The sequence below is a fragment of the Sodalinema sp. genome (assembly GCF_046483825.1).
Classification (GTDB): domain Bacteria; phylum Cyanobacteriota; class Cyanobacteriia; order Cyanobacteriales; family Geitlerinemataceae; genus Sodalinema.
Window position 1 is genome coordinate 1 of the sequence record NZ_JAWOCL010000028.1, and the last position, 19819, is coordinate 19819.

Here is a 19819-nt window from a genome sequence, read left to right on the forward strand (position 1 = left end):
CGAATGGCCTCGTCCAGACGCTCGTACTGCTCTTTGGCTCCTTTTAGCTTGGCCTCAAATACCAGCATGACACCATTCAGTCATTTGACGGAATTGTACCACATTGTACTACAGTGGTTGCCGCGATTCATCTCAACGTTGAATCAAAGATTACAACGTGAGCCTTCTCGCGGATTAAGGTAACGTAGTGACTTTGGGGGAGTTGTGGCCAGCCGCTACAGGACTCGCTGAATTGGAACCCAATCAACACTCCGGACAGTTTTTAAAAGTCAACGGTAGAATGCGGGTTTCATCCATCTTTCACAGTGATCTAGCCAACGAGAAACCAAGGGTTTCAGCGCTTGCCCAGAAAAATGTCCGGACTATTGACCCAATACAGTAGGGTAGAAAGGTATAGAAAACCATCCTACTCTAGTATTTTCAAAGGCTGCACTGTTCATGTCCACGAATGAGATTCAACTCGACGCCACGACGATTGAAACCCTAGATTTAAGCCCGGCCCGGGAGGCGATCGCCCAACAGCTTAAGGGCGCAATGGCTGATGCTGAGCAGTCTCTACGGTTTCAGATTGATATTCCTCGTGATCCGAGCGATCCTCGGGAATTGTCAGAGATTCCCGAAATTCGCCTTTGGTTTATCCGTCTCGATGCGGCCTATCCCTGGCTTCCTCTACTCCTCGACTGGTCCAGTGGTGAATTAGCCCGCTATGTGGCCATGTTGGTTCCCCATGAGTTTCATCGCACTGAGGGCATCCAATTCAACCCAGAAGCCCTGGAAATCTTCTTGATGAGCAAAATCTTCGTTCTGGCGAGTTGGCTCGAAGAACAGGGCTGTCCGAGTCGCTCTCGCCTCAAGGCCATGTCGCAGCTTCTTGGCTATGAACTCGACGACGGCCTCTTTGATTTACTCTTGGGACCGGGTTAAGGGACTCCTAACAAATCTTTGATAATGTCTCGATACCCACCTGCTTCGTCCCTGGACGAGTCCAGCGTCCTTCGGCGGTGTCACGGTCGATTTCATAGACCATGACCCCAAATTTACCGTCATAGCCCCAGTTGGTGACCAACCAGTCACCACTACGCAGGCCAATTCCCTGTAACTTGGGGCTACCGCTACTGGTGAGTTGATAAATCTGTTCCTTCTGGCCAATGGCCAGACTGGTGGTGTAGGGGGGTTGTTTTTTGGGATAAGTTCCCGATACCTGATAGAGTCCCCCCACCTCTTGAGAGGAGACTCCCGTGGCTTGTTCAGTTCCAAATTCGGGAAACAGCTGCGGGGTTGTCCATTGTCCCTCTAGGGTTCCATCGCGGTGAATCCGATAGACAACGACACGAAATGAGCTATCTAAACTCCAGCCGACACAGAGGCGGTTGTCATGATAGAAGCCGAGGCCGGAAAAGTTACTGCGATCGCTCAACCAAAAGATTTGATACACCGACCCCGTGCGAGAGATCTGTACCGTCCCGCTATAAGGGGTTCCGGCCATGGTTTTGGCCTGTGCGATCGTCCAAGTTCCTTCAGGAGTCATAATTCAAACGGTAAGATCAGGGGAAGTGGCAACAGGTAACAGACCATCAGCAACGAGGGGAAGGTTAGAGACTTCGAGAACCTACCCCATCTTGTATTGTGCTTTTGGGTTTACCCGTTGGCCGACTTCTAACTAAACACCTTGTCTAAGATAGATTGCGGGTCAATGTCCGCCATTTTACCCGTTGCTGAGACAATTCCTTGAGCGCGATCGCCCCGAGGGAGGAGTTTCTTCGCATCCGTGGGACCAAACAGAGCGTAGGTGTAGGTTTGAACCGCCACAGCCAGGTGCATCGGCGCACTGTCAGTACAAAGCATCACATTGGCGGCGGCGATGGTGGCGGCCAGTTTGCCGATATCGGGAGGGGAAATGGTTTTGAGGCCAGGAACCGCCTCGGTTAACTCCCGGATAAAGGCTCCATCATCGGGGCCACAGACGGCCACAATGGGAAGATTGGGCTGTCGCTGTTGCATTCCCTGTAACACCTTGGCCCAGTTTTCAACGGGATAGATTTTATCGAGTCCCTTCTGCTGGGCCAACTGACTGGCGCCTCCATGGACGAGGACATAGCCACTTTCGGTTACACCAAGCTGGTGTTGTTGCTGTTCAGACCACTCAACATCTTCTTTGAGTAGAGTCACCTCCATGGGAGGACAGGGAGACTGAATTCCCAGACCGCGCACCAAGTCGTGATACATTTCGGCGGCGTACTGTTCGGGTTTGAGGGGAACGGGATGAGTCAGGAAGAGGCTACCGGGTTCACCATAGCCGACGCGGCGGGGAATCCCCGTTAGCCAAAGCAGTAGGCCCACCGTCCAGCGGCGACCGAGGGATAAGACCGCATCATACTCGCGATCGCGGACAATTCCCATCAGGTTTCCCCAATCGGCGGGGCCATTGCGATCTTTGAAGTCGAAGGGAATTAGATTCAAGGAGCCATCATGGAAATACTTATTGGCCCGATAGGCTCCCTTGGCGCGGGGTTCAACCACCACACTCAGTTGAGAGTTGGGATAGTGATGCTTCAGTTGTTCGAGGGTGGGGAAAAACAATAACTGATCACCGATTCCCCCCGGAACGAGGGTCAAGATTTCTTTCATAGCGTATTTTAAGACTCAGCTGCTCGAAGGGCGTGACGAAAGGGGCAATGTTAAACCAACTGGACGAGTTGCGATCGTCAGTGTTGCAACCAGAGTTAATGGTAGAGCGATCGCCCCAATGTCGTCTAGCCGGGGAATCACGCTTCTGGCACATCTGGGACCGATTTCGGGGGCTGAGGCTCGCTGGTTATGGCAGAACTGCGCCCCCCAGCCGAGCCACCGCCACGGCTCGATGAACCGCCAGACCCCTGGTTTAACGGTGACTGCGGCGATTCCGATGGACTTTCATTGTTGCCTGTTTTCAGTAGTTGCGCCAAGGTGGTCATCAGTCCTTCGAGTTTTCCCTCTTGGCTGAGGCTTTCGATTAACCCTAGGCCACTGGTGGAGAGCATCAGCTTACTAATATCCTGGGAGAGATTACCATTACCGTTGTTGCCATTGGGAAACGCATAGATTTTGGCATCTCCCAACACCCCCGGCTGTGGGGCCAAGGCTTTGGCAATTTCGGGGAGGCGATTGAGTAACTCGGGGGCGATGTCGCGAATCAGATCGGCGTTGCGGTTCGCATCACTCAGGGCGTTCTCAGCCTGGATTTTCGCTTCAATCCCTTCGGCTTCAGCCAGGGCGCGATCGCGCTCAGCCGCCGCCAAGGTCCGAATCGACTCAGCTTCCAATTCTGCCGCTTGACGGGCGCTCTCGGCTTGGCGACGGCGGCGAAAGACATCGATTTCGATGACGTTGTTATCGGCAATGCGTTGTTTCTCGGCGGCTTCTTCGGCGGCCAAAGCTGAAAGGCGTTGTTTCCGTTGCGCTCGTTCGAGTTCGATGGCCGTTTCCACCGCCGACTCGGCCTGGGCTCGCATGGCTTCGGCTTCGAGGCGTTCTTGGGTTTTCTTGGCGATGGCGATGGCGGCCTCTTGTTTGGCGAGTTCCGAGAGTTCCTCGGCTTCGGAGATTTCGACCTGAGCTTTTAAGCGGTTGGCGTCAATGGTTTTCTGACGGGTAATTTCAGCCATTTCCGCTTCTTGTTTTTGCAAGGCTTGAGCCACTTTGAGTTTTTTCTGTTGTTCTTCGATGGCGATCGCAGACAGAATTTGCTTTTCTTGCACCGCCTGAGATTTGGCGATTTCTTCTTCTTCTACTGCTTGCCGTTGCAGGATTTTACTACGTTCTTGATTCGCCGCTTCTCGGTCTTTCGACTCTTGAATCTCCCGCGCCCGTTGCGCCCGCATAGATTCGACTTCAAGCTGTTGCTGAAGTTGCGATTCTTCCTCGTCCCGCTCAATTTCTAATCCTTCTTTACGAGCATTCAGTTCCTGCTGCTTAATACTAACTTGAGTGCGAAGCTGGAACTGCCGTCGCTCTTGCTCTGTCTGGAGTTCAACCTCTTCTTTTTGCTTAATCGACTTCTGAATTGTCTCCGTCCGCAGCCGCACTCCTTGGGCATCAAAAAAGTTATTGGTGTCATACGTATCGCTTTCTTCGACTTCAGAAATAGCGATATTATTGAGGGTTAAACCGACTTTTTTCAGGTCTTGCTGAATTAAATTCAAGACTTCATCAGCAAACCCCAATTTATCAGAATCAATTTCTGCCAGAGTTTTGCGTTTTGCCGCCGCTCGAATAGCATCATCTGCCCGAGTTTCCAGGGCTTCTTTAATATCCGCCGGGGAGATATTTCCATCGCGCGATAAACGTGCAGCGGCGGTTTTTACATCCTGTTCATCGTGGTTAACGCAAACATAAAACGTCACCCGCATATTGGCCCGTAAATAGTCTTGGGTGCGAACAGCCAGGTTTCCGGTGCGTTCGACGTTGATGGTAATCTCCCGCATGGGAACCCGCGTCAGTTCATGGAAGCCGGGGAGAACAATACAGCCACCATAGAGAATGACGGAGTTTTTCTTCGCCAAAAAACCCCCAGTTCGCACAAAGGCTTCGTTGTTGGGGGTAATTTGATAGACGCGGGTGTAGGCCCAAAAGCCCAATAAAATGAGAACGATAATCCCAACGATCCCGACGGCGGTCCCTCCGAGGATCATAGACCCGGCTTGAGCATACACGACGGGGGGTTCGGCCTTTTCTAAAACATTGTCTTGGACGTTTTGGTGAATGTCGTGATAATCATTCTCGCGAGCGAGGTCGGCGATGATGACGGGTGGGGTTTCTGAGTGGTCAGGGTGGGCCGCTGTGGGCGGTTCGGGAACCGGTGGCGGAACGGCGGCGGATTTGAGCGGGGAGGCGGGTTGAGGGGGATTCACCTCGACGGTGGTGGTGGCTGAGGTGGGGGTGGAGAGGGTTTCGAGGAGGGTTAACCAATACAGCATAGTTGAATGTGATTTAATGTGATTTCGTGTGATTTAATGTGATATTAGTGTGATTTTGTGTGATTTAATCTCCTGTTGGAGAGTCGTTAAGGACTATTTGTAGAGCCGAGCCAGCGATCGCAGTCGATGGAGTTATGGGCGATCGCCAGATAGTAGTCGGGACAATGTTCGACAATCAGAACAGTATCTCCCCGCTGGGGGACAATTTCGGCGTCGTCGGGAATCACGACATTGACGGTAACCAGGTTTTTGGCGGGATCAACCACATCGACTTGGCCCACTTTACGATCGCGTTGGCGGGGAAGTTGAGGAGAATTGACGGTTCCTAAACATCCCACCAGGCGATCGCTGCTGGAGTCTTCACTAAAACTGGCGAAAAACAGGCGGCCCAGGGGTCGGGCGATCGCACCCCCGAGAAAGACACTCACCCCCCCGGTGACGAGGAAAACACCGATATCTAAAGGCGTTCCTGGAACACCGAGGGCCACGGTAGCCACCCAGCCAAACAGGCCCCAGAGGCTTAAGTCTGCGGCCAGGAGTAGCATTAGGGGAACCTGGCCGATTCCCAACCAGCCTAAAATGGGGAGATCAAAGCCATCGCCGTCGAGGTCATCTTCACCACCGATGGAGATGGAGACGACAAACAGGACGATTCCTGAAATGAGAAAGATCCAATAGGGGAGATTCGCGAGATCAAACATCGTGTCACTCGAAAGGCTCTCCCACAGAATAACCGCCCTACAATAGAAATGTGGGTATAAGCTAACAAAATTCACGATATGCAGCTCAAACGACTGGGACATGTGGCCATTTGCGTGCAAGATATCGCCAAGGCGGCCGCGTTTTATGAAAATCTGGGGATGACGCTGGTTTGGAAGGATACGGACTGGGCCTATCTCAAGGCGGGAGAGGACGGGTTAGCCTTGCTGAGTCCTAATTATGACCAGGCGGGTCCTCATTTTGGCTTCATCTTTGGCGATCGCAACGAAATGGAATCAGCGTACCGTCAACTCAAGGCTGATGGGGTTCACGTCAGCGAGGTTCACGAACACCGGGATGGAACCGCCTCGTTTTATGGTCGCGATCTCGATGGAAACTGGTTTGAGTATTTGTATGAACCCGCTGCTGAGAGGTCATAGTTACTCGCGGGACGTCAATTCGGTTGTTGCAACAGAAAACCCCGGTTTAGTGAAAACCGGGGTTTTTGTGGGGTATGTCTAATCGGCGTAACCGTGATGATATCTGCATTTTGGCTAGTCTACAACGCGCAGCAGGCCCCGTTTGAGTTCCTCGAAAACTTTGTTAATGATTGTTTCTTCTTCGCGGCTGAGGGCGGATTTGGAGAGCAGACTCCTCATGAAGACGGACTGATCGGCTCGGGTAATCTGATGAGATTCAAAAATGCGGCTGGCAATTTCTTGAACATTAGAATCTCGATGTTGCACCTGTGTGGCAGTCATACGCTAATCTCTCTACCCAGTTCTGTTCGATTTCTTTCATCTTAACAAGAACTTTAATTTAGCTATGCGATCGCGCTTACCTATTCGTTGTGACGGCGATCGCACCGTCGGATAATTTACGTGAAAATACGATTAGTAATAATACGTAATTAAAAACACGTAATTTAAAACAGGCGATTCAAAACAGGCGACTCAAAACAGGCGACTCAAAACAGGCGACTCAAAACAGGCAACTTACCAGCAAACAGGAGAAACGGGCAAGCCAGGGGCAAAAAGGGGAATCTTGAGGTTTCAGGACGATCGCCAACATTGAGGGGAAACGACACCCCCCTCGGGTTTAGCCTGAGAGTCATGTCAGCTTTCAGACGTGGTCATCTCGAACAATAGGGATTTCAGCCCGTCAAAGCCTGATAGAAAAACCAAACTGAGATGATGTTTGAAACAGTTTTTGATCTGTCTTTCCCGAAACTTTAAAACTGTTGAGAAAGTCTATAGTTAAAGCATACTAAATATTGCACATCACATCATTATGGCTAATCTTCTGGTCACGAGCGCCCTCGATCGCGGTGTAGGTTCCCTACGCGAGATGCTGCAACAGGCGCAACCCGGCGATACCATCCATTTTGCCGCTGACCTTGCCCGTCAAACCATCTCCCTAGATAGCACCCTCGAACTCGACAAAAACCTAACCCTCGACGGTTCCGACGCCCCCGGATTGACCCTCAGTGGTAACAACCGCCATCGGGTTTTGGACGTGACGGGACGGGGAACCGCTGTGACGCTGCGATCGCTCACCATCGCCGACGGACGCGCTGTGAACGGAGAAGGGGGCGGACTGCGATCGGGACTCGAAGCGGTGGTTAACCTGGAAAATAGCGAATTTCGCAACAACGTCGCCGAAGCCACGGGAGGCGGCGCGATCTACAGCGGCTATCGCAGTCGTCTCACCGTCAACGACAGTCGCTTTGTCGGGAATGATGCCACCGCTGCACGCAACGAACACGCTGGGGGGGCTATTCTGATTTGGAGCGAAAGCGAACTCACCGTTCGCAACAGTGAATTCACGGACAACCGAGGCGCTTATGGCGGAGCCATTAACAACCTGCTCAGCCAACTCACCATCGAAAACAGCATCTTTCGGGACAACCGCAGCGACAACTACGGCGGTGCGATCTACACCGACGGCGCGAGTGCCAATGACGGCAGCAGTTCCGGGATGATTTCCATCCGCAACAGCCAGTTTGAGGGTAACCAGGGTGCGGGACAGGGAGGCGGGCTGTTCGTGTTTGTCTATCCGCCCGATCGCGTGGTGATTGAGGATAGCGTGATTGCCGATAACCGCGTCATCCCCAACAGTTCAGGAGAAGCCCTTGGCGGCGGCTTGCGGATAGGGAACGGCGAGTTCACGCTTAGGGATACGGCGATCGCCGGCAACGTGGCGGAACAGCAAGGGGGCGGACTCTGGATAGGTGAGCAGGCTCCTGGAGCGATCATCAACACACTGTTTGCCGAAAACCGCGCTGAGAGTGCCTCGGGGACTCAGGGACTCGGTGGGGCGATTCTCTTCTCTAATGGCTCGAACCCGGTGGAGATCACGAACAGCACTTTTGCTGACAACCACGCTGGATTTCAAGGGGGGGCATTCTGGGGTGGCGGAACTCACGTGACGCTGACGAATACTATTGTTGAGGGTAGTACGGGCAACAATCCCTGGAATAATAAGCAGCATACGGGGTTTGTCTTCCGCGATGGCGGCGGGAATTTTCAGTTTCCGCCCAAGAATCCCGATGATTCGACTGATGTGAATGTAACCAACTCGGTGACGATCGCCGATCCGCTATTGGAACCGCTGCAACGTAATGCGGCGGGGATTCCGGTGGTCATGTTGCAATCGGGGAGTCCGGCGATCGATGCTGGGGTGTCGGTGTCGGGGCTGACGGAGGATTTGCGCGGCGCACTCCGTGATGGGGCCATCGACAGTGGCGCGTTTGAGTTTGGAGCAACGGATCCGGTCACGTCTCCGGTAACATTTATCTTCACAGAGGGGCCGGATGAGATAGCCATGACGGATGGGGATGATTTCGGCGACGCACTGGCTGGAAATGACATGATCATCGGATTGGGGGGCGACGACACCCTCGCCGGCGGCGCGGGGAACGATGTTCTGGCGGGAAACACGGGCAATGATATTTTAGCCGGAGGTGACGGCGATGACCGTCTCTTTGGCGGACAGGATGCGGATCTGCTGTTTGGGAATCGGGGGAATGATCGACTCTTGGGCGATCGCGGCAATGACACGCTGTATGGTGGCCAGGGGGCGGATACGCTACTGGGTGGGGATGGTGATGATGTCCTCAGCGGTGACGTTGGGGATGACGTGCTGATTGGCGGTGAGGGGGCCGATCGCTTTGTGTTGCAGGCGGGACGAGGTCACGATATTGTTGAAGACTTTGAGGTCGATCGCGATCGCCTACTCCTTCAAGGTGGTTTATCGTTCGAGTCACTGCAACTGCTCGCTGATGGTAACGACACGCAGATTCGCGTAGCCGCGACTGGGGAGCTGTTGGCGACTTTACGCGGTATTATTCCCGAGGCGATCGGGGCGGCCCAGTGGGAACTGGGTTAATCCCCGCAGCGTGAGTTCTCCGTTCAACATCACTTAAGGCGTTACTCATCTTCAGAAAAGCTGGATAAATCCATTTTTTCATAGGCTTCAAACGGCTGATGAATCCAAGGATTATCCTCTAAATAGCGGACATAATAATCGGGCGTAAAGGTCGCGCAGGCTTTACACCATAACACCGCCGTTCTCAGTTCTGAAATGTGCTGACCATAATGGTCATACAGCCAAGCCAACACCGCTTTGAGGGAATCTCCCGAATCCACTAAATCATCCACAATTAGCAGTCGTTGTCCCAGTTGGGGGGTGGTCATGGAGAGGGAACGGGAGACAATGACCACCCCCTGTTCTCGTCCTTCTCGGCCACCATAGGAGGCCGTGGAGAGAATCGCTAGGGGACAGTTAAAGATACGAGAGAGGGTATCTCCCACCCGTAATCCTCCTCGGGCCAAACAGATGATTTCGTCAAATTCCCATTGGGATTTATAAATTTGTACTGCCAAACGTTCAACGGTGCGATGATAGTCTGACCACGACACATATAGATCGGACATGGTTAATGCAAGATAAGGAGGGTTAGTTAGGTGGGGGGGAAGGTTTTGCTATAGATGCGATCGCAGCGTTCGGTCTCAACTCCAGTGGCGGGGAGATAGTGGTGACGTTCGTAGAAGGTGACGGCTTCCTGGAGAACGCTGGCGGTTTCCACCCAGATGGTGTGAAAGCCTCGTTGTTGGATTTCGGCTTCTAATTCTTGCAGCAGAAACGTCCCTAAGCCACGACCTCGAACTGAGGGGATGAGATACATTTTACGCAACTCCACCGCGCGATCGCCCCGAGACACCGGGTAAAATCCAGCGGTTCCCACAAGGGTGTCTCCCTGGTGTACCACCCAAAATCCGCCTCCGGTTTCGATGTAGAAGCGTTCGACTTCCACTACATCGCGATCGGCCCCTTCGGGTTCCCAGGGGAGACCGTATTCGAGGAGAATTGAGGCAATTAAACGGCCCGCTGGAATGCGATCGCCGGCGGTCCAGGGACGAATGCTAAAGTCTAAATACTCTCCCTTAACCATCAGTTTCTTCCAAGGCAAAGGCCAGTAACTGATGCACTAACTCGGGGAAGGAGATCCCCGTCGCCTGCCACAATTGGGGATACATACTGGTGGCGGTGAAGCCGGGGAGGGTGTTGATCTCATTGAGGAAAATCTCCCCCGTCTCCTCCTGATAGAAGAAGTCCACCCGAGATAAGCCAGACGCATCGACGGCGGTGAAGGCTTGGGCCGCTAACTCACGAATCTCTCGGGCAATTTTATCGGGGAGAGGTGCGGGAATCAATAAATCGGCCTGGCCCGCCGTGTATTTGGTCTCATAGTCGTAGAAATCACTTTGAAAGCGAATTTCACCAATCACCGAGACGCGGGGGTTGTCGGTTCCCAGGACGGCACATTCGACTTCCCGCGCGTTGGCCACGGCGGCCTCGACGATGACGCGGCGATCGTAACTGGCGGCACTGTCTAAGGCGGCCTCAAACTCGGCCCGCGATCGCACCTTGGAAATTCCCACGGAAGACCCTAAATTGGCGGGTTTGACAAAACAGGGATAGCCCAACGCCGCGTCAATCTCATCGCAGAGTTTGGGAAATACGCAGGGATTGGACCAAATTTCATGACGGCGAATCTCCCGATAAGCCACCTGAGGGAGTCCCGCCTGGGCAAACGCTGACTTCATCGCCAGTTTATCCATTCCCACCGCCGAACCGAGAACCCCTGATCCCACAAAGGGAACTTGCATTAACTGTAATAAGCCTTGAATCGTGCCATCTTCGCCATTGGGGCCATGGAGAATTGGGAACCAAACCGTCATCGCGGCGGCTTCTGGAGGAAAGGACCAAAGCCTGGCGTTATCCCCCTCGGATTCTGGGTTCAGCGGCTGTCGCGAGTCCAAAATCTTTTGTGCCACCTCGGGGCCATACCACTGTCCCGTCTTACTGATATAAAAGGGATAGACGTCATAGCGACTGGTATTATCAGCGGACAAGAGCGCTTCGGCGATCGCCCGGGCTGACGAAATCGACACCTCATGTTCCCCGGAACGTCCGCCAAATAGCAGTCCCACCTGTTGTTTTGTCATATCCTGAAAATCTCCACCATGAAAACGCCTTGGCTCACCGCGATAATTGTACCGGCTGTTCTGGGACTTTGCTGGCTTCCCAATGCCCCGTTAATGGCCAACCCTCCCTCATCTCCCTGTTCCAACGAGAACCCGGAACCTCCCTCCTCTGAACGTCGGGATGCGATCATCCCCCGCCATAACCTACGCTTCGAGATTCCCCGCAACTATGAGATAATTTGGGACGATGACCCCCGCATGGCCGATACACTCCGCCTCTCGATTCGTAATCCGACGGATGTGGCTTTTCTCGACTGTGCCAGAGAACATGGTCCTAGGGGGGCGGGCCATCAAGTCTCGGATATTATCGTCGAGATTAAACCGCGTCCGAGCCATGTGCAGCAGATTGAGGATATCTTGGACTCCGCCATCTCTCAAAACCGAGACTTCACCCGAAATACGATCGCCGGAGAGGAGGCCATTACGTGGATACAAGAGTTTCGCGCTAACCACATCACTTACAATGCCGCTCTGCTGCATCCCGATGGTGAGCATCTGATTCACATTTTTGTTGGCGATTCGGGAGGCGCGATCGCACCCCAGGAGGTGGACGTGCTAGAAATGGTCATCGACTCCTTCGCCTTCGGGAGAATCTCCTGGTGAGGGAAATGCCCATGAGAAAGGCCGATGAGAAAGGCCCATGAGAAATGCCAAATCTGTTATAACGGAGTAGGTGGTTCAAGTAGGACAGAATGGCTCCCAACCCCAAGATTATGCAAGCGGTAGAAGGACTCGACTACCGCGTCACGGTCGGCGATGTGGCCAGTCAGGCCGGACTCGATGTTAACTTAGCGCAAAAAGGACTGCTGGCTCTGGCCTCCGATGCCAACGCCCATTTACAAGTCGCAGAAACTGGCGATATTGTCTATGACTTCCCCCGCAATTTCCGCAACATCCTGCGAGGGAAGTTTTTACGACTTCGGTTAAGGGCCTGGTGGGACAAGATCTGGAATGTTCTGTTTTATCTGATCCGGATCTCCTTCGGAACCTTGCTGATTGTCTCAATTATTCTCATTTTTGTGACCATCACCATCATTATTGTTGCCCTCAATTCTAGCCGTGATAATAATGGCGGTGGGGGCCGCAGTAGTAGCCGGGGAGGCGGTGGCGGACTGTTTTTTATTCCCCGCTTCTGGATTGGGGACCTGTTTTGGTTTTATGATCCTAACCCTCAACGCAAGCGCCAACGCAAGGCGAAAGCGGGCCGAGATGCTTCCGAGTTGAATTTCCTAGAAGCGGTGTTTTCCTTTCTGTTTGGGGATGGAAACCCCAATGCTGATTTGGAGGAACGCCGCTGGAAGGATATCGCTCAGGTAATTCGTAATCATAATGGCGTGGTAGTTGCTGAGCAAATTGCTCCCTATTTAGATGATTTGGGAAATCAGTTTTCTCGGGAAACGGAAGACTATATGATTCCGGTGTTGTCGAAGTTTGATGGCATTCCTGAAGTTAGCCCTGAGGGGAATTTGGTCTATCGGTTCCCTGAGTTACAGGTGACGGCGACGCAACAGCGCCGTAAACCCGTGGAAACCTATTTAACGGAATCGCCCTGGCCCTTTAGCCAAGCGACATCTGGACAGATTTCCATGTCCATTGGTTTAGGGGCGGTCAATGTGATTGGTGGAGGCATTTTAGGGGTTCTGTTACAGAAGCCTGAAGTTCAAGAAATCGTCGCTGAATTGGGCGGTTTGGTGGCTTTTGTTGATGCGATTTACTGGCTCTTGATTGCTTACGGAATTGCCTTTTTAACCCTTCCTTTGGTGCGCTATTTCTGGATTCAACGGCGCAATCAGAAGGTGCAACGGCGCAATGCTGAACGTCAGGAACGGGCGCTGGAGTTTGAACGCCTTGAACCTCAGTTGCGGCCCAAACTCGATTATGCTCGTCAGTTCGCCCAGGAAACGGCGATTGGGACTGATGACCTCGCCTATACCACAGAAAAGGATATTGCGCAACAAGAACTTGAGCAATCGGACAAGATTGACCAAGAATGGCGCGATCGCCTCGATTCGGGGTCATAGCGTCGGCCGGGAGTCGCCTGGAGATGTGGGGGAATCCCCACCGCTTCAGGCATTTTTTTTGTGGCAAGTTCAACTGGATAGGCATAGAATATAAATAAGTGCAACAATATTTGAAGATTTATTGATTTGCACGACGCAATGATGCAATCAGATGCAATTCGAAGGATTCTATGACGACTAACGTACCGATTAACAACAACCCAGCCCCAGATATGTCTCGCCGTCAGTTACTCAACTTTCTGACCGGCGCAACCGTTGCCGCAGCGGTGGGCAGTGCCGCCTATCCGGCCCTGCGTTATCTGGTTCCCCCGAAAGAGGGCGATGGTAGCGGGGCCATTGTGGCCAAAGATAAACTCGGCCATCCCATCCCCGCGCAACAGATTCTCAGCCAACCGGCCGGAACCCGCGCCTTGATTGCAGGCTTAGATGGCGAACCCACCTATCTGACGGTGGAAGCCGACGGACAGCTTAACGCGATGGGTATTGTCGATAACTGTACCCATCTCGGCTGTACTTTCCCCTGGAATGCCACAGCAGGGGAGTTCCAATGTCCCTGTCATGGATCTCGCTATGATGACCAGGGGAATGTGTTGCGGGGGCCAGCCAACCGACCCCTGAAAATTGCTCACGTCGAGGTGAAGGGCGATCGCATCTGGCTATTTCCCTGGACTGAAACCGATCCCCGCACCGGAGAACGTCCCTGGTGGGTTTAAGACGGCATCAATTGGGATAGATAAAGTGAGCCCAGAGATCTCCATCTCGGCCACATTTATCTAACAAGAAACCATTGGGGTAGAACAATCGCGCCCCATAGGTATCCCGATACCCCGTTAACGCATTGCCCCAAGGGTCATTGACAATCAAACCTGAAGGCGTATAGCCAATCACCGTCACCACATGACCCGTGGCGGTGAAATAGCCCGGTAAGACCACCGGACGACCTTCAGCAATCTCTTTATCAATCTCAGCCCAACGCCGCCGGGTACTAAAGGTGGTGCGATAGCCATAGGCGCGAATCACCTCCGATAAGGCCCCGTGGTCTGTTTGCCCGCCGATGCCGTAGCGACGCACAATCCACTGAAATAACTCATCCGAGAGAAGTCGCCGCACGGTGGGCCGTACCCCGTAGTAGTACAAGACCATGGCCGCCGAGGTGGGGTTACAGGTGGCCCAGGAATACTCAGGATTATCCCGTTGCGAGAAATAGGGCACATTCAACTCCTTACGACTCGGCAAACTTGAGGGAGTCGGCGCTGGGGAGGGGGTCGGCGCAGGCGGCGGGGATAACTCAACGCCATCGGCCCCTCGTCGCACCCAGACATGATCCAAAAACAGATAACCGGTGTTGCCATATCCGGGCAATTCTTCCGTTAACGCCACTCGCACATGATTGGACTCAGGGTCGGTGGCGTAACTGCTGACCCCATAGACGCGGCCGAGGGGCAAGGTGACTCGGTCATCACGGCTGAGGTCGCCACTGGGGACGGGACGGCGTTTGAGGATGGTTTGCTGACGCATGGTGACCGTCAGGGCTTCCGGGTCATAGGGGAGAGATTTCCCATCACGAACCAGTTCCACATGTTGCCAGAAGACATAGCCGATATTGCCAAATCCGGGGATGGATTCCGTTAGGGTCACTCGGAAATGGCCGGCGATGGAGGCATAGCCGCGAATGGCAAAGGTTTGTCCTTTGAGTAGGCGGGCCTTGACGTTGGCGGGGAGGGTGGCTTCGGGTTCGGTGGAGGTTTTGATGTGGGTGTTGCGGGTAATTAGGAGTTGGGCCTGGGTGGGAACCTCCGGGAGATTGCTAACTTGGAAGACGAAGGGGCGATCGCCTTTACGCAATTGAACATGGGGTTCGTAGAGATAGCCAAATTCGCCAATGGGATTGAGGGGTTGAGTCAGGCGAACTTGCAGATGGCCATCAATGTAGGCATACTGTTCAACTTCGAGTTCTAAACCCGCTTGCAGTTCCAGGAGTTGCCCAGCATCGAGACGGTTGCTGTCGAGAGGGGCCACTTTAAACCAGGTTTTTTCTAGGATGGTTAGGGTTAAGGGGTCTCCGAGGGTTTCTGCGTCGGTGGTGACGGTGATATAGAGAATTTCGTTATGAACCGTGGCCCCGTTGGCATCACTTCCCCGCAGGCGCAGCCAACGCAAGCCTTCATCCTGAAAACCATTCTCTAGGGCGACTTGCCAGGTTCCGTCACTGGTGTTTAGGGTGACGGGGAGGGAAAACTTATCTTCGGCGACGACGGAGATGGAGGTGACTTGGTTGCGATCGAAACGTCCTTCAAGGGTGGTTGGGGTTTTGACGAGAACCTCCTTCGGGCCGGTGTAGTTTAGGGTTGGGGCAATGAGAAACGGTCGTCCAGTCTTTTGAAATTCAACATAGTCCGGGGAGACATAGCCCGTCCGACCGAATCCGGGGAAATTTTCGGTTAGGGTTAGTTTGAGATAGCTGGCTTCCCATTCGTAACGCTCAACGCCGTAAATTCGGGTGGCGGGAAGGCCCACTTTCTCTGAGTCGGAGAGGGTGGCGCTATCGGCGGGCCGTTTCTTAAAGTCCGTTGGCCGTAACACGGTCATCGCCACCTGTTCATCGTTGTAGGCCAGCCAAGTGGAATCCTGGCTGAGACGGACATGGAGGTTGTAGAGAAAGCCACTGTTGCCGAATCCGGGAATGGTCATATCATCGACAAGGCTGACGCGATAATGACCGCTGACACAGGCGTAGCCGGTGATGAAAAAGACTTGTCCTTTGAGGAGTTCTGCTTGCTGACCTTCTGAGAGGAGGCTGGAACTTTCGGGGATTTGTTTGATTTTGGTGTCGTGGGTCACCCAGAGGAGAAGGGTTCCTGGGGGGGGTTCCGGGAGACTGGCTTCGCTGAAGTAGAAGGGTAAGCCGCCAACTTCGAGCTTGGTGTGGGGTTCGTAGAGATAGCCAAAGGTGCCGACGGGCGATCGCCGCGACTCCAATTCGACCCCCAGATGATTTCCCTCTAGGGTATAGCGACGCAGGCGCAGAGTTTCTCCAGCTTCGAGGCGAATTTTTTGGTGTTCATCCAATTGATTACTTTGGATGGGGGCAGCTTTGAACCAGGTTCGCTGTTTGAGTTCGAGTTTTAGGTCTTCCGCTTCAATCAGGGGGCGAGCATTGACGGTGACATAGAAGGTGCGATCGCCGACGACGGTATCCTCGCTATTGGTTCCCTTGAGACGAAACCAACGAATCCCGGCTTGATTGAACCCGCGATCGAGGTGAACTCGCCACAGTCCCTCACTGGCGTTTACTGTGACGGGGAGGGGGAAGCGATCCTCCGCCGCCACCGAGACTTTGGCAATTTGTTGTGGGTCATAAGTCCCCTCCAACACCGTTGGCGTGTTGATGAGGACTTGTTGGGGAGTGAGATAGGTTAAAACACCCATAGGAAAGGGGAAGAATCAAAGGCTTGCTACATTCTAACGCCCGATTCTTCCCCTTTCTTGTAAATCTCTATTACGCCGGCCAATCCGTCAACCGGCCGCCCTAGGAAACGCTGCTGAGAATATCTTTGGCGTGGTTGGTCGTATCGACTTTATCAAAGACTTGGATGATTTTGCCCTCGCCGTCGATGATGTAGGTAACGCGCTTGGAATAGCCGCCGCCTTCGACATCATAGGCGCGAGTCACGGTTCCATCAGCATCAGCCACCAGTTGGAAGGGAAGACCATATTTCTCAGTGAACTGCTTGTGAGAGGCTTCGTCATCCATGCTCACCCCTAAGACCACCATATCTTTACCTTCGAGTTCAGCATAGGCATCGCGGAACCCTTGGGCTTCTTTGGTGCAACCGGGGGTGTCATCTTTGGGGTAGAAGTACAGCACCACGGTTTTACCTTTGAACTGAGACAGAGTAATGGTGTCTCCGTTGGTGTCTTTGGCGGTGAAATCGGGGGCAGTGGAGCCAACAGCGAGAGTCATATCGGGATCTCCTTACATTTCTTCATATATCTGTTGGTATCCTAACATTGTTGACTGGTTGGGGGACAAGGGGGGAAAACCCAATCAGGGGTCAACAATTTCAATCATGGTAGATAAGGCCGCCATCTGATTGACGTTAACGGCATTGCGGGCTGTACGAACTTCAATATCTCCTCGGCTATGGCGGTTCATATCCGTCAACAGCGCCTCCACCACATTCAGAGAGTCCTCATCCCTTAACGCCAGGGGAGAGCGGCTGGCTAGGCCCGTTTCTCCGGCGATGCGTGCAATGGCGCGGAGGGCATCCCGCAGGGGACGAGTGCTGGCAATGGTTAGGATTTCGACATAGCCACGGCCCGTTAGACAGAGGTGAAAGTCACCGCTGGGATTGGTGCAATAGTTGCGTTGAGGATTACGACCTCCCTCATGTTCGGGAGCGATTAGGGATTGCCCTGAAGCGAGGCGAGACGCTTGTTCTGGGGCATCCCAATCGTTGGGATAGAGGACAGTAATGCGACCACTACTGCCGATCGCCAGCAGGCTGACATAGAGATCGCGATCTTCGTGATTGGTCACCTCAATCAGCACTTCTGACCCGGAGGGTAAGCGATTGAGGTCATGCTCTCGTTGCTGGACGACTAAATCACGACTGCCGCGAGTCCCGCTACGGGCCAGGGTCTGGTTATTTTGGGCCACTTCGACTTGCACTTCTAAGTTGAGGTTGGAGGTATCGCTGTTAAGGACGGAGCCGAGAATCTGTCCAGCCAGGAGCAGTTGAAAGCGGGGAACGAGACGGTTGGCGGCGGCGGCGATGGATTCGTTGGGCTGACCGAAGCTTTGGGGGATGGGAACCAGTCCTCGGGTAAACAGGCCAATGCTTGCCAGTTGTGAGATGTCCCTTGACCCGTGTTCGACGGCCAGAGCTTGGGCGGTACGGGTCATGCGACCGATGAGAAAATGGGGGGTTTCGCCGCTATCGAGGGGGACGGGGTCAACTTGTCGAATTTGCTGGAGGAGCGATCGCATCTCATTGAGGTCATCCTCTAGGGAGGGGTCGAGTCCCAGGCGCAGGCTCAAATCTGGGGGAACGCCTCGCACCCGTTCTCGCAGCAGTCGTCCCGCTTGGGGGAGCGATCGGGCCTCACCCTGCACGATGCCATAGCCGCGCAACCCGTCCCGTCGCGTCTGTTCAATTTGCGCCAGTTCTTGTCCTTGAGCATCAATCGCCGCAAACACGGCCCCCTCTTCAAAGGCTTCTAAACTCTGGGAGGACACCCCACCGAGCCAGAATGAGATCTCCCCATTCTCCTCTCCCAAGACAACGGCTTCCGCTGGTGGTGTTTGCGGAGTTAGGAAATAGAGGGGTTTTTGGTCGTGATCACTCCCTGGGGCAACGGCAAACACGGGGGCCTGCTGAATCCCGGAACTGTTGGCCACATCCCGAGCGCTGCGAGATAAATCCACAAAGACCCGTTGCAGGGGCAAATTCCCCGGCTGTTGCCACAAATAGCGAGTCACGCCGTAGGTAAAGGCTCCGGCAAAGAAACGACCCGCACCGCGACCAAAGGAGGCATCAGCGGCGAGTTGATTGGCTTGAGCGGAGCCAACGGCTACCCCTTTGGCGATACCTTGGCTGCGTTGCTGTTTCAACTCGGCGGCGGACAAGTCAAGACGACTCATCCAGGTCTCTTGGGTCATCAGTTCTTGCTCACTGGGATCGGGATAGCCGTCACCGAAGCGAGTTTCAAGGGCGCGGAAGCGCAGGTCGCCTCGGGTTCCGCCCCCGGAATGGCAACTGTCGAGCATGACGGTGACTTGGTCTGTCTTCAGGGCGGACATGAGCAGAAAGAGGGTTTTGCCCATAATGTCGTTGACCAAGTTTGGGTTGGAACCCAGACGACCGTCATAGGGAACCATGGTTCCGTTGTAGCCTTGAACGCCCTGATAGCGAGGGTCTCGGGGCAGGGGAATTGGGTCTGGGTCACGCACTAAGGCTCCATGACCCGAGAAGTGAAACACCACGACATCTCCGGGTTGAGCTTGGTCGATGAGGTGGGACTCAAAGGCATCGAGGAGGTTCGCGCGGCTGGCGTTTTCATCGCTGAGGGTGAGGATATCTTGGGGATTGAAGCCAAAGCGATGCACCAGTAACTCCCGCTGCATTTCCATATCGGTGACACAGCCTCGCAGGGGAGCAATGCCTAGGGGATAGCGGTTGATGCCCACCAAGAGGGCTAATTTGCGGGAGGTGGGTTGAGCGAGGACTCGGTTGAGGCGATCGCCTTGTCGAGCGAGGTCCCACTGACTGAGGGCGATCGCCCCCAACGCCCCACCAGCCCCCTGAAGAAAATAACGACGTTTCATAATTGACCTCTGTAATACCCGTAAATTAATCCGTGAACGTTTAAATCAAACCCCTTCCCGTCGGAACGAAAAATCCCCTCCAGGGAGGGGTGCCCGAAGGGCGGGGTGGGTTCTTCGGGCTGTCAGTACTCACCTCAACCCACCCCTAGCCCCTCCCTGGAGAACCCACCCCTAGCCCCTCCCTGGAGGGGAGAACCCACCCCTAGCCCCTCCCTGGAGAACCCACCCCTAGCCCCTCCCTGTAGAACCCTCCCCTAGCCCCTCCCT

Annotated in this window: 17 protein-coding genes; 6 read left to right on the forward strand and 11 right to left on the reverse strand. The window is 53.9% G+C overall.

All coding sequences use genetic code 11. The features are described 5' to 3' along the window. The first annotated feature begins 438 nt into the window (after positions 1–438). Complete coding sequence (locus tag R6U67_RS01890; RefSeq protein WP_410250971.1) at positions 439–924, forward strand: CRR6 family NdhI maturation factor; 486 nt, start codon at positions 439–441, stop codon at positions 922–924. Between the two features lie 7 nt (positions 925–931). Here the strand turns inward: R6U67_RS01890 and R6U67_RS01895 are convergent, their stop codons facing one another. The 4 genes from R6U67_RS01895 to R6U67_RS01910 all read right to left on the reverse strand — a co-directional run bounded on the left by R6U67_RS01895 (position 932) and on the right by R6U67_RS01910 (position 5656). Next, positions 932–1528: a hypothetical protein gene (locus R6U67_RS01895; protein ID WP_410250972.1), complete on the reverse strand. Its 597-nt coding sequence runs from the start codon at positions 1526–1528 to the stop codon at positions 932–934. A gap of 128 nt (positions 1529–1656) precedes the next feature. Beyond that, positions 1657–2628, reverse strand: a complete 972-nt coding sequence (locus R6U67_RS01900) for a glycosyltransferase family 9 protein (protein WP_410250973.1) — start codon at positions 2626–2628, stop codon at positions 1657–1659. A gap of 137 nt (positions 2629–2765) precedes the next feature. Then, positions 2766–4955 carry an SPFH domain-containing protein gene (locus R6U67_RS01905; RefSeq protein WP_410250974.1) on the reverse strand — a complete coding sequence of 730 codons (2190 nt, stop codon included), beginning with the start codon at positions 4953–4955 and terminating at the stop codon, positions 2766–2768. Between the two features lie 86 nt (positions 4956–5041). Then, the gene (locus R6U67_RS01910; protein WP_410250975.1) at positions 5042–5656 is read right to left on the reverse strand and encodes a DUF1449 domain-containing protein; all 615 of its coding nucleotides are present in this window, start codon (positions 5654–5656) and stop codon (positions 5042–5044) included. Between the two features lie 78 nt (positions 5657–5734). On the opposite strand from R6U67_RS01910, the gene R6U67_RS01915 reads away from it, so the two are divergent. After that, positions 5735–6094 carry a VOC family protein gene (locus tag R6U67_RS01915; protein ID WP_410250976.1) on the forward strand — a complete coding sequence of 120 codons (360 nt, stop codon included), beginning with the start codon at positions 5735–5737 and terminating at the stop codon, positions 6092–6094. A 114-nt stretch (positions 6095–6208) separates the two neighbouring features. Here R6U67_RS01915 and R6U67_RS01920 read toward each other — a convergent pair whose 3' ends face one another. After that, a complete protein-coding gene (locus R6U67_RS01920; RefSeq protein WP_410250977.1) occupies positions 6209–6415 on the reverse strand; it encodes a hypothetical protein in 207 nt (68 codons plus the stop codon). A 529-nt stretch (positions 6416–6944) separates the two neighbouring features. Between R6U67_RS01920 and R6U67_RS01925 the strand changes: the two genes are divergently transcribed. Then, on the forward strand, positions 6945–9041 hold the full coding sequence (locus tag R6U67_RS01925) for a right-handed parallel beta-helix repeat-containing protein (protein ID WP_410250978.1): 2097 nt from the start codon (positions 6945–6947) through the stop codon (positions 9039–9041). 41 nt (positions 9042–9082) lie between these two features. Here R6U67_RS01925 and R6U67_RS01930 read toward each other — a convergent pair whose 3' ends face one another. Genes R6U67_RS01930 through R6U67_RS01940 form a run of 3 tightly spaced genes read right to left on the reverse strand, consistent with a single transcriptional unit; the run spans position 9083 to position 11164 of the window. After that, entirely contained in the window at positions 9083–9589 is a 507-nt protein-coding gene (locus R6U67_RS01930) for a phosphoribosyltransferase (protein ID WP_410250979.1), read from the reverse strand. Positions 9590–9615: 26 nt separating this feature from the next. Continuing rightward, positions 9616–10107, reverse strand: coding sequence for a GNAT family N-acetyltransferase (locus R6U67_RS01935; RefSeq protein WP_170188799.1), 492 nt, complete (start codon positions 10105–10107; stop codon positions 9616–9618). After that, positions 10100–11164: a D-alanine--D-alanine ligase family protein gene (locus tag R6U67_RS01940; RefSeq protein WP_410250980.1), complete on the reverse strand. Its 1065-nt coding sequence runs from the start codon at positions 11162–11164 to the stop codon at positions 10100–10102. Before R6U67_RS01940 ends, R6U67_RS01935 begins: the two co-directional genes overlap by 8 nt. Before the next feature lie 18 nt (positions 11165–11182). On the opposite strand from R6U67_RS01940, the gene R6U67_RS01945 reads away from it, so the two are divergent. The 3 genes from R6U67_RS01945 to petC all read left to right on the forward strand — a co-directional run bounded on the left by R6U67_RS01945 (position 11183) and on the right by petC (position 13937). Next, a complete protein-coding gene (locus tag R6U67_RS01945; RefSeq protein ID WP_410250981.1) occupies positions 11183–11806 on the forward strand; it encodes a hypothetical protein in 624 nt (207 codons plus the stop codon). Positions 11807–11895: 89 nt separating this feature from the next. Further along, positions 11896–13224, forward strand: a complete 1329-nt coding sequence (locus R6U67_RS01950; RefSeq protein ID WP_410250982.1) for a hypothetical protein — start codon at positions 11896–11898, stop codon at positions 13222–13224. Between the two features lie 170 nt (positions 13225–13394). Continuing rightward, the gene (petC, locus tag R6U67_RS01955) at positions 13395–13937 is read left to right on the forward strand and encodes a cytochrome b6-f complex iron-sulfur subunit (protein WP_410250983.1); all 543 of its coding nucleotides are present in this window, start codon (positions 13395–13397) and stop codon (positions 13935–13937) included. 7 nt (positions 13938–13944) lie between these two features. Here petC and R6U67_RS01960 read toward each other — a convergent pair whose 3' ends face one another. From R6U67_RS01960 to R6U67_RS01970, 3 genes are all read right to left on the reverse strand, one after another. After that, a complete protein-coding gene (locus R6U67_RS01960; RefSeq protein WP_410250984.1) occupies positions 13945–16653 on the reverse strand; it encodes a C39 family peptidase in 2709 nt (902 codons plus the stop codon). Between the two features lie 100 nt (positions 16654–16753). After that, positions 16754–17188, reverse strand: coding sequence for a peroxiredoxin (locus R6U67_RS01965; RefSeq protein WP_410250985.1), 435 nt, complete (start codon positions 17186–17188; stop codon positions 16754–16756). 84 nt (positions 17189–17272) lie between these two features. Further along, positions 17273–19552, reverse strand: a complete 2280-nt coding sequence (locus R6U67_RS01970; RefSeq protein WP_410250986.1) for a caspase family protein — start codon at positions 19550–19552, stop codon at positions 17273–17275. Between the last annotated feature and the right edge of the window lie 267 nt (positions 19553–19819).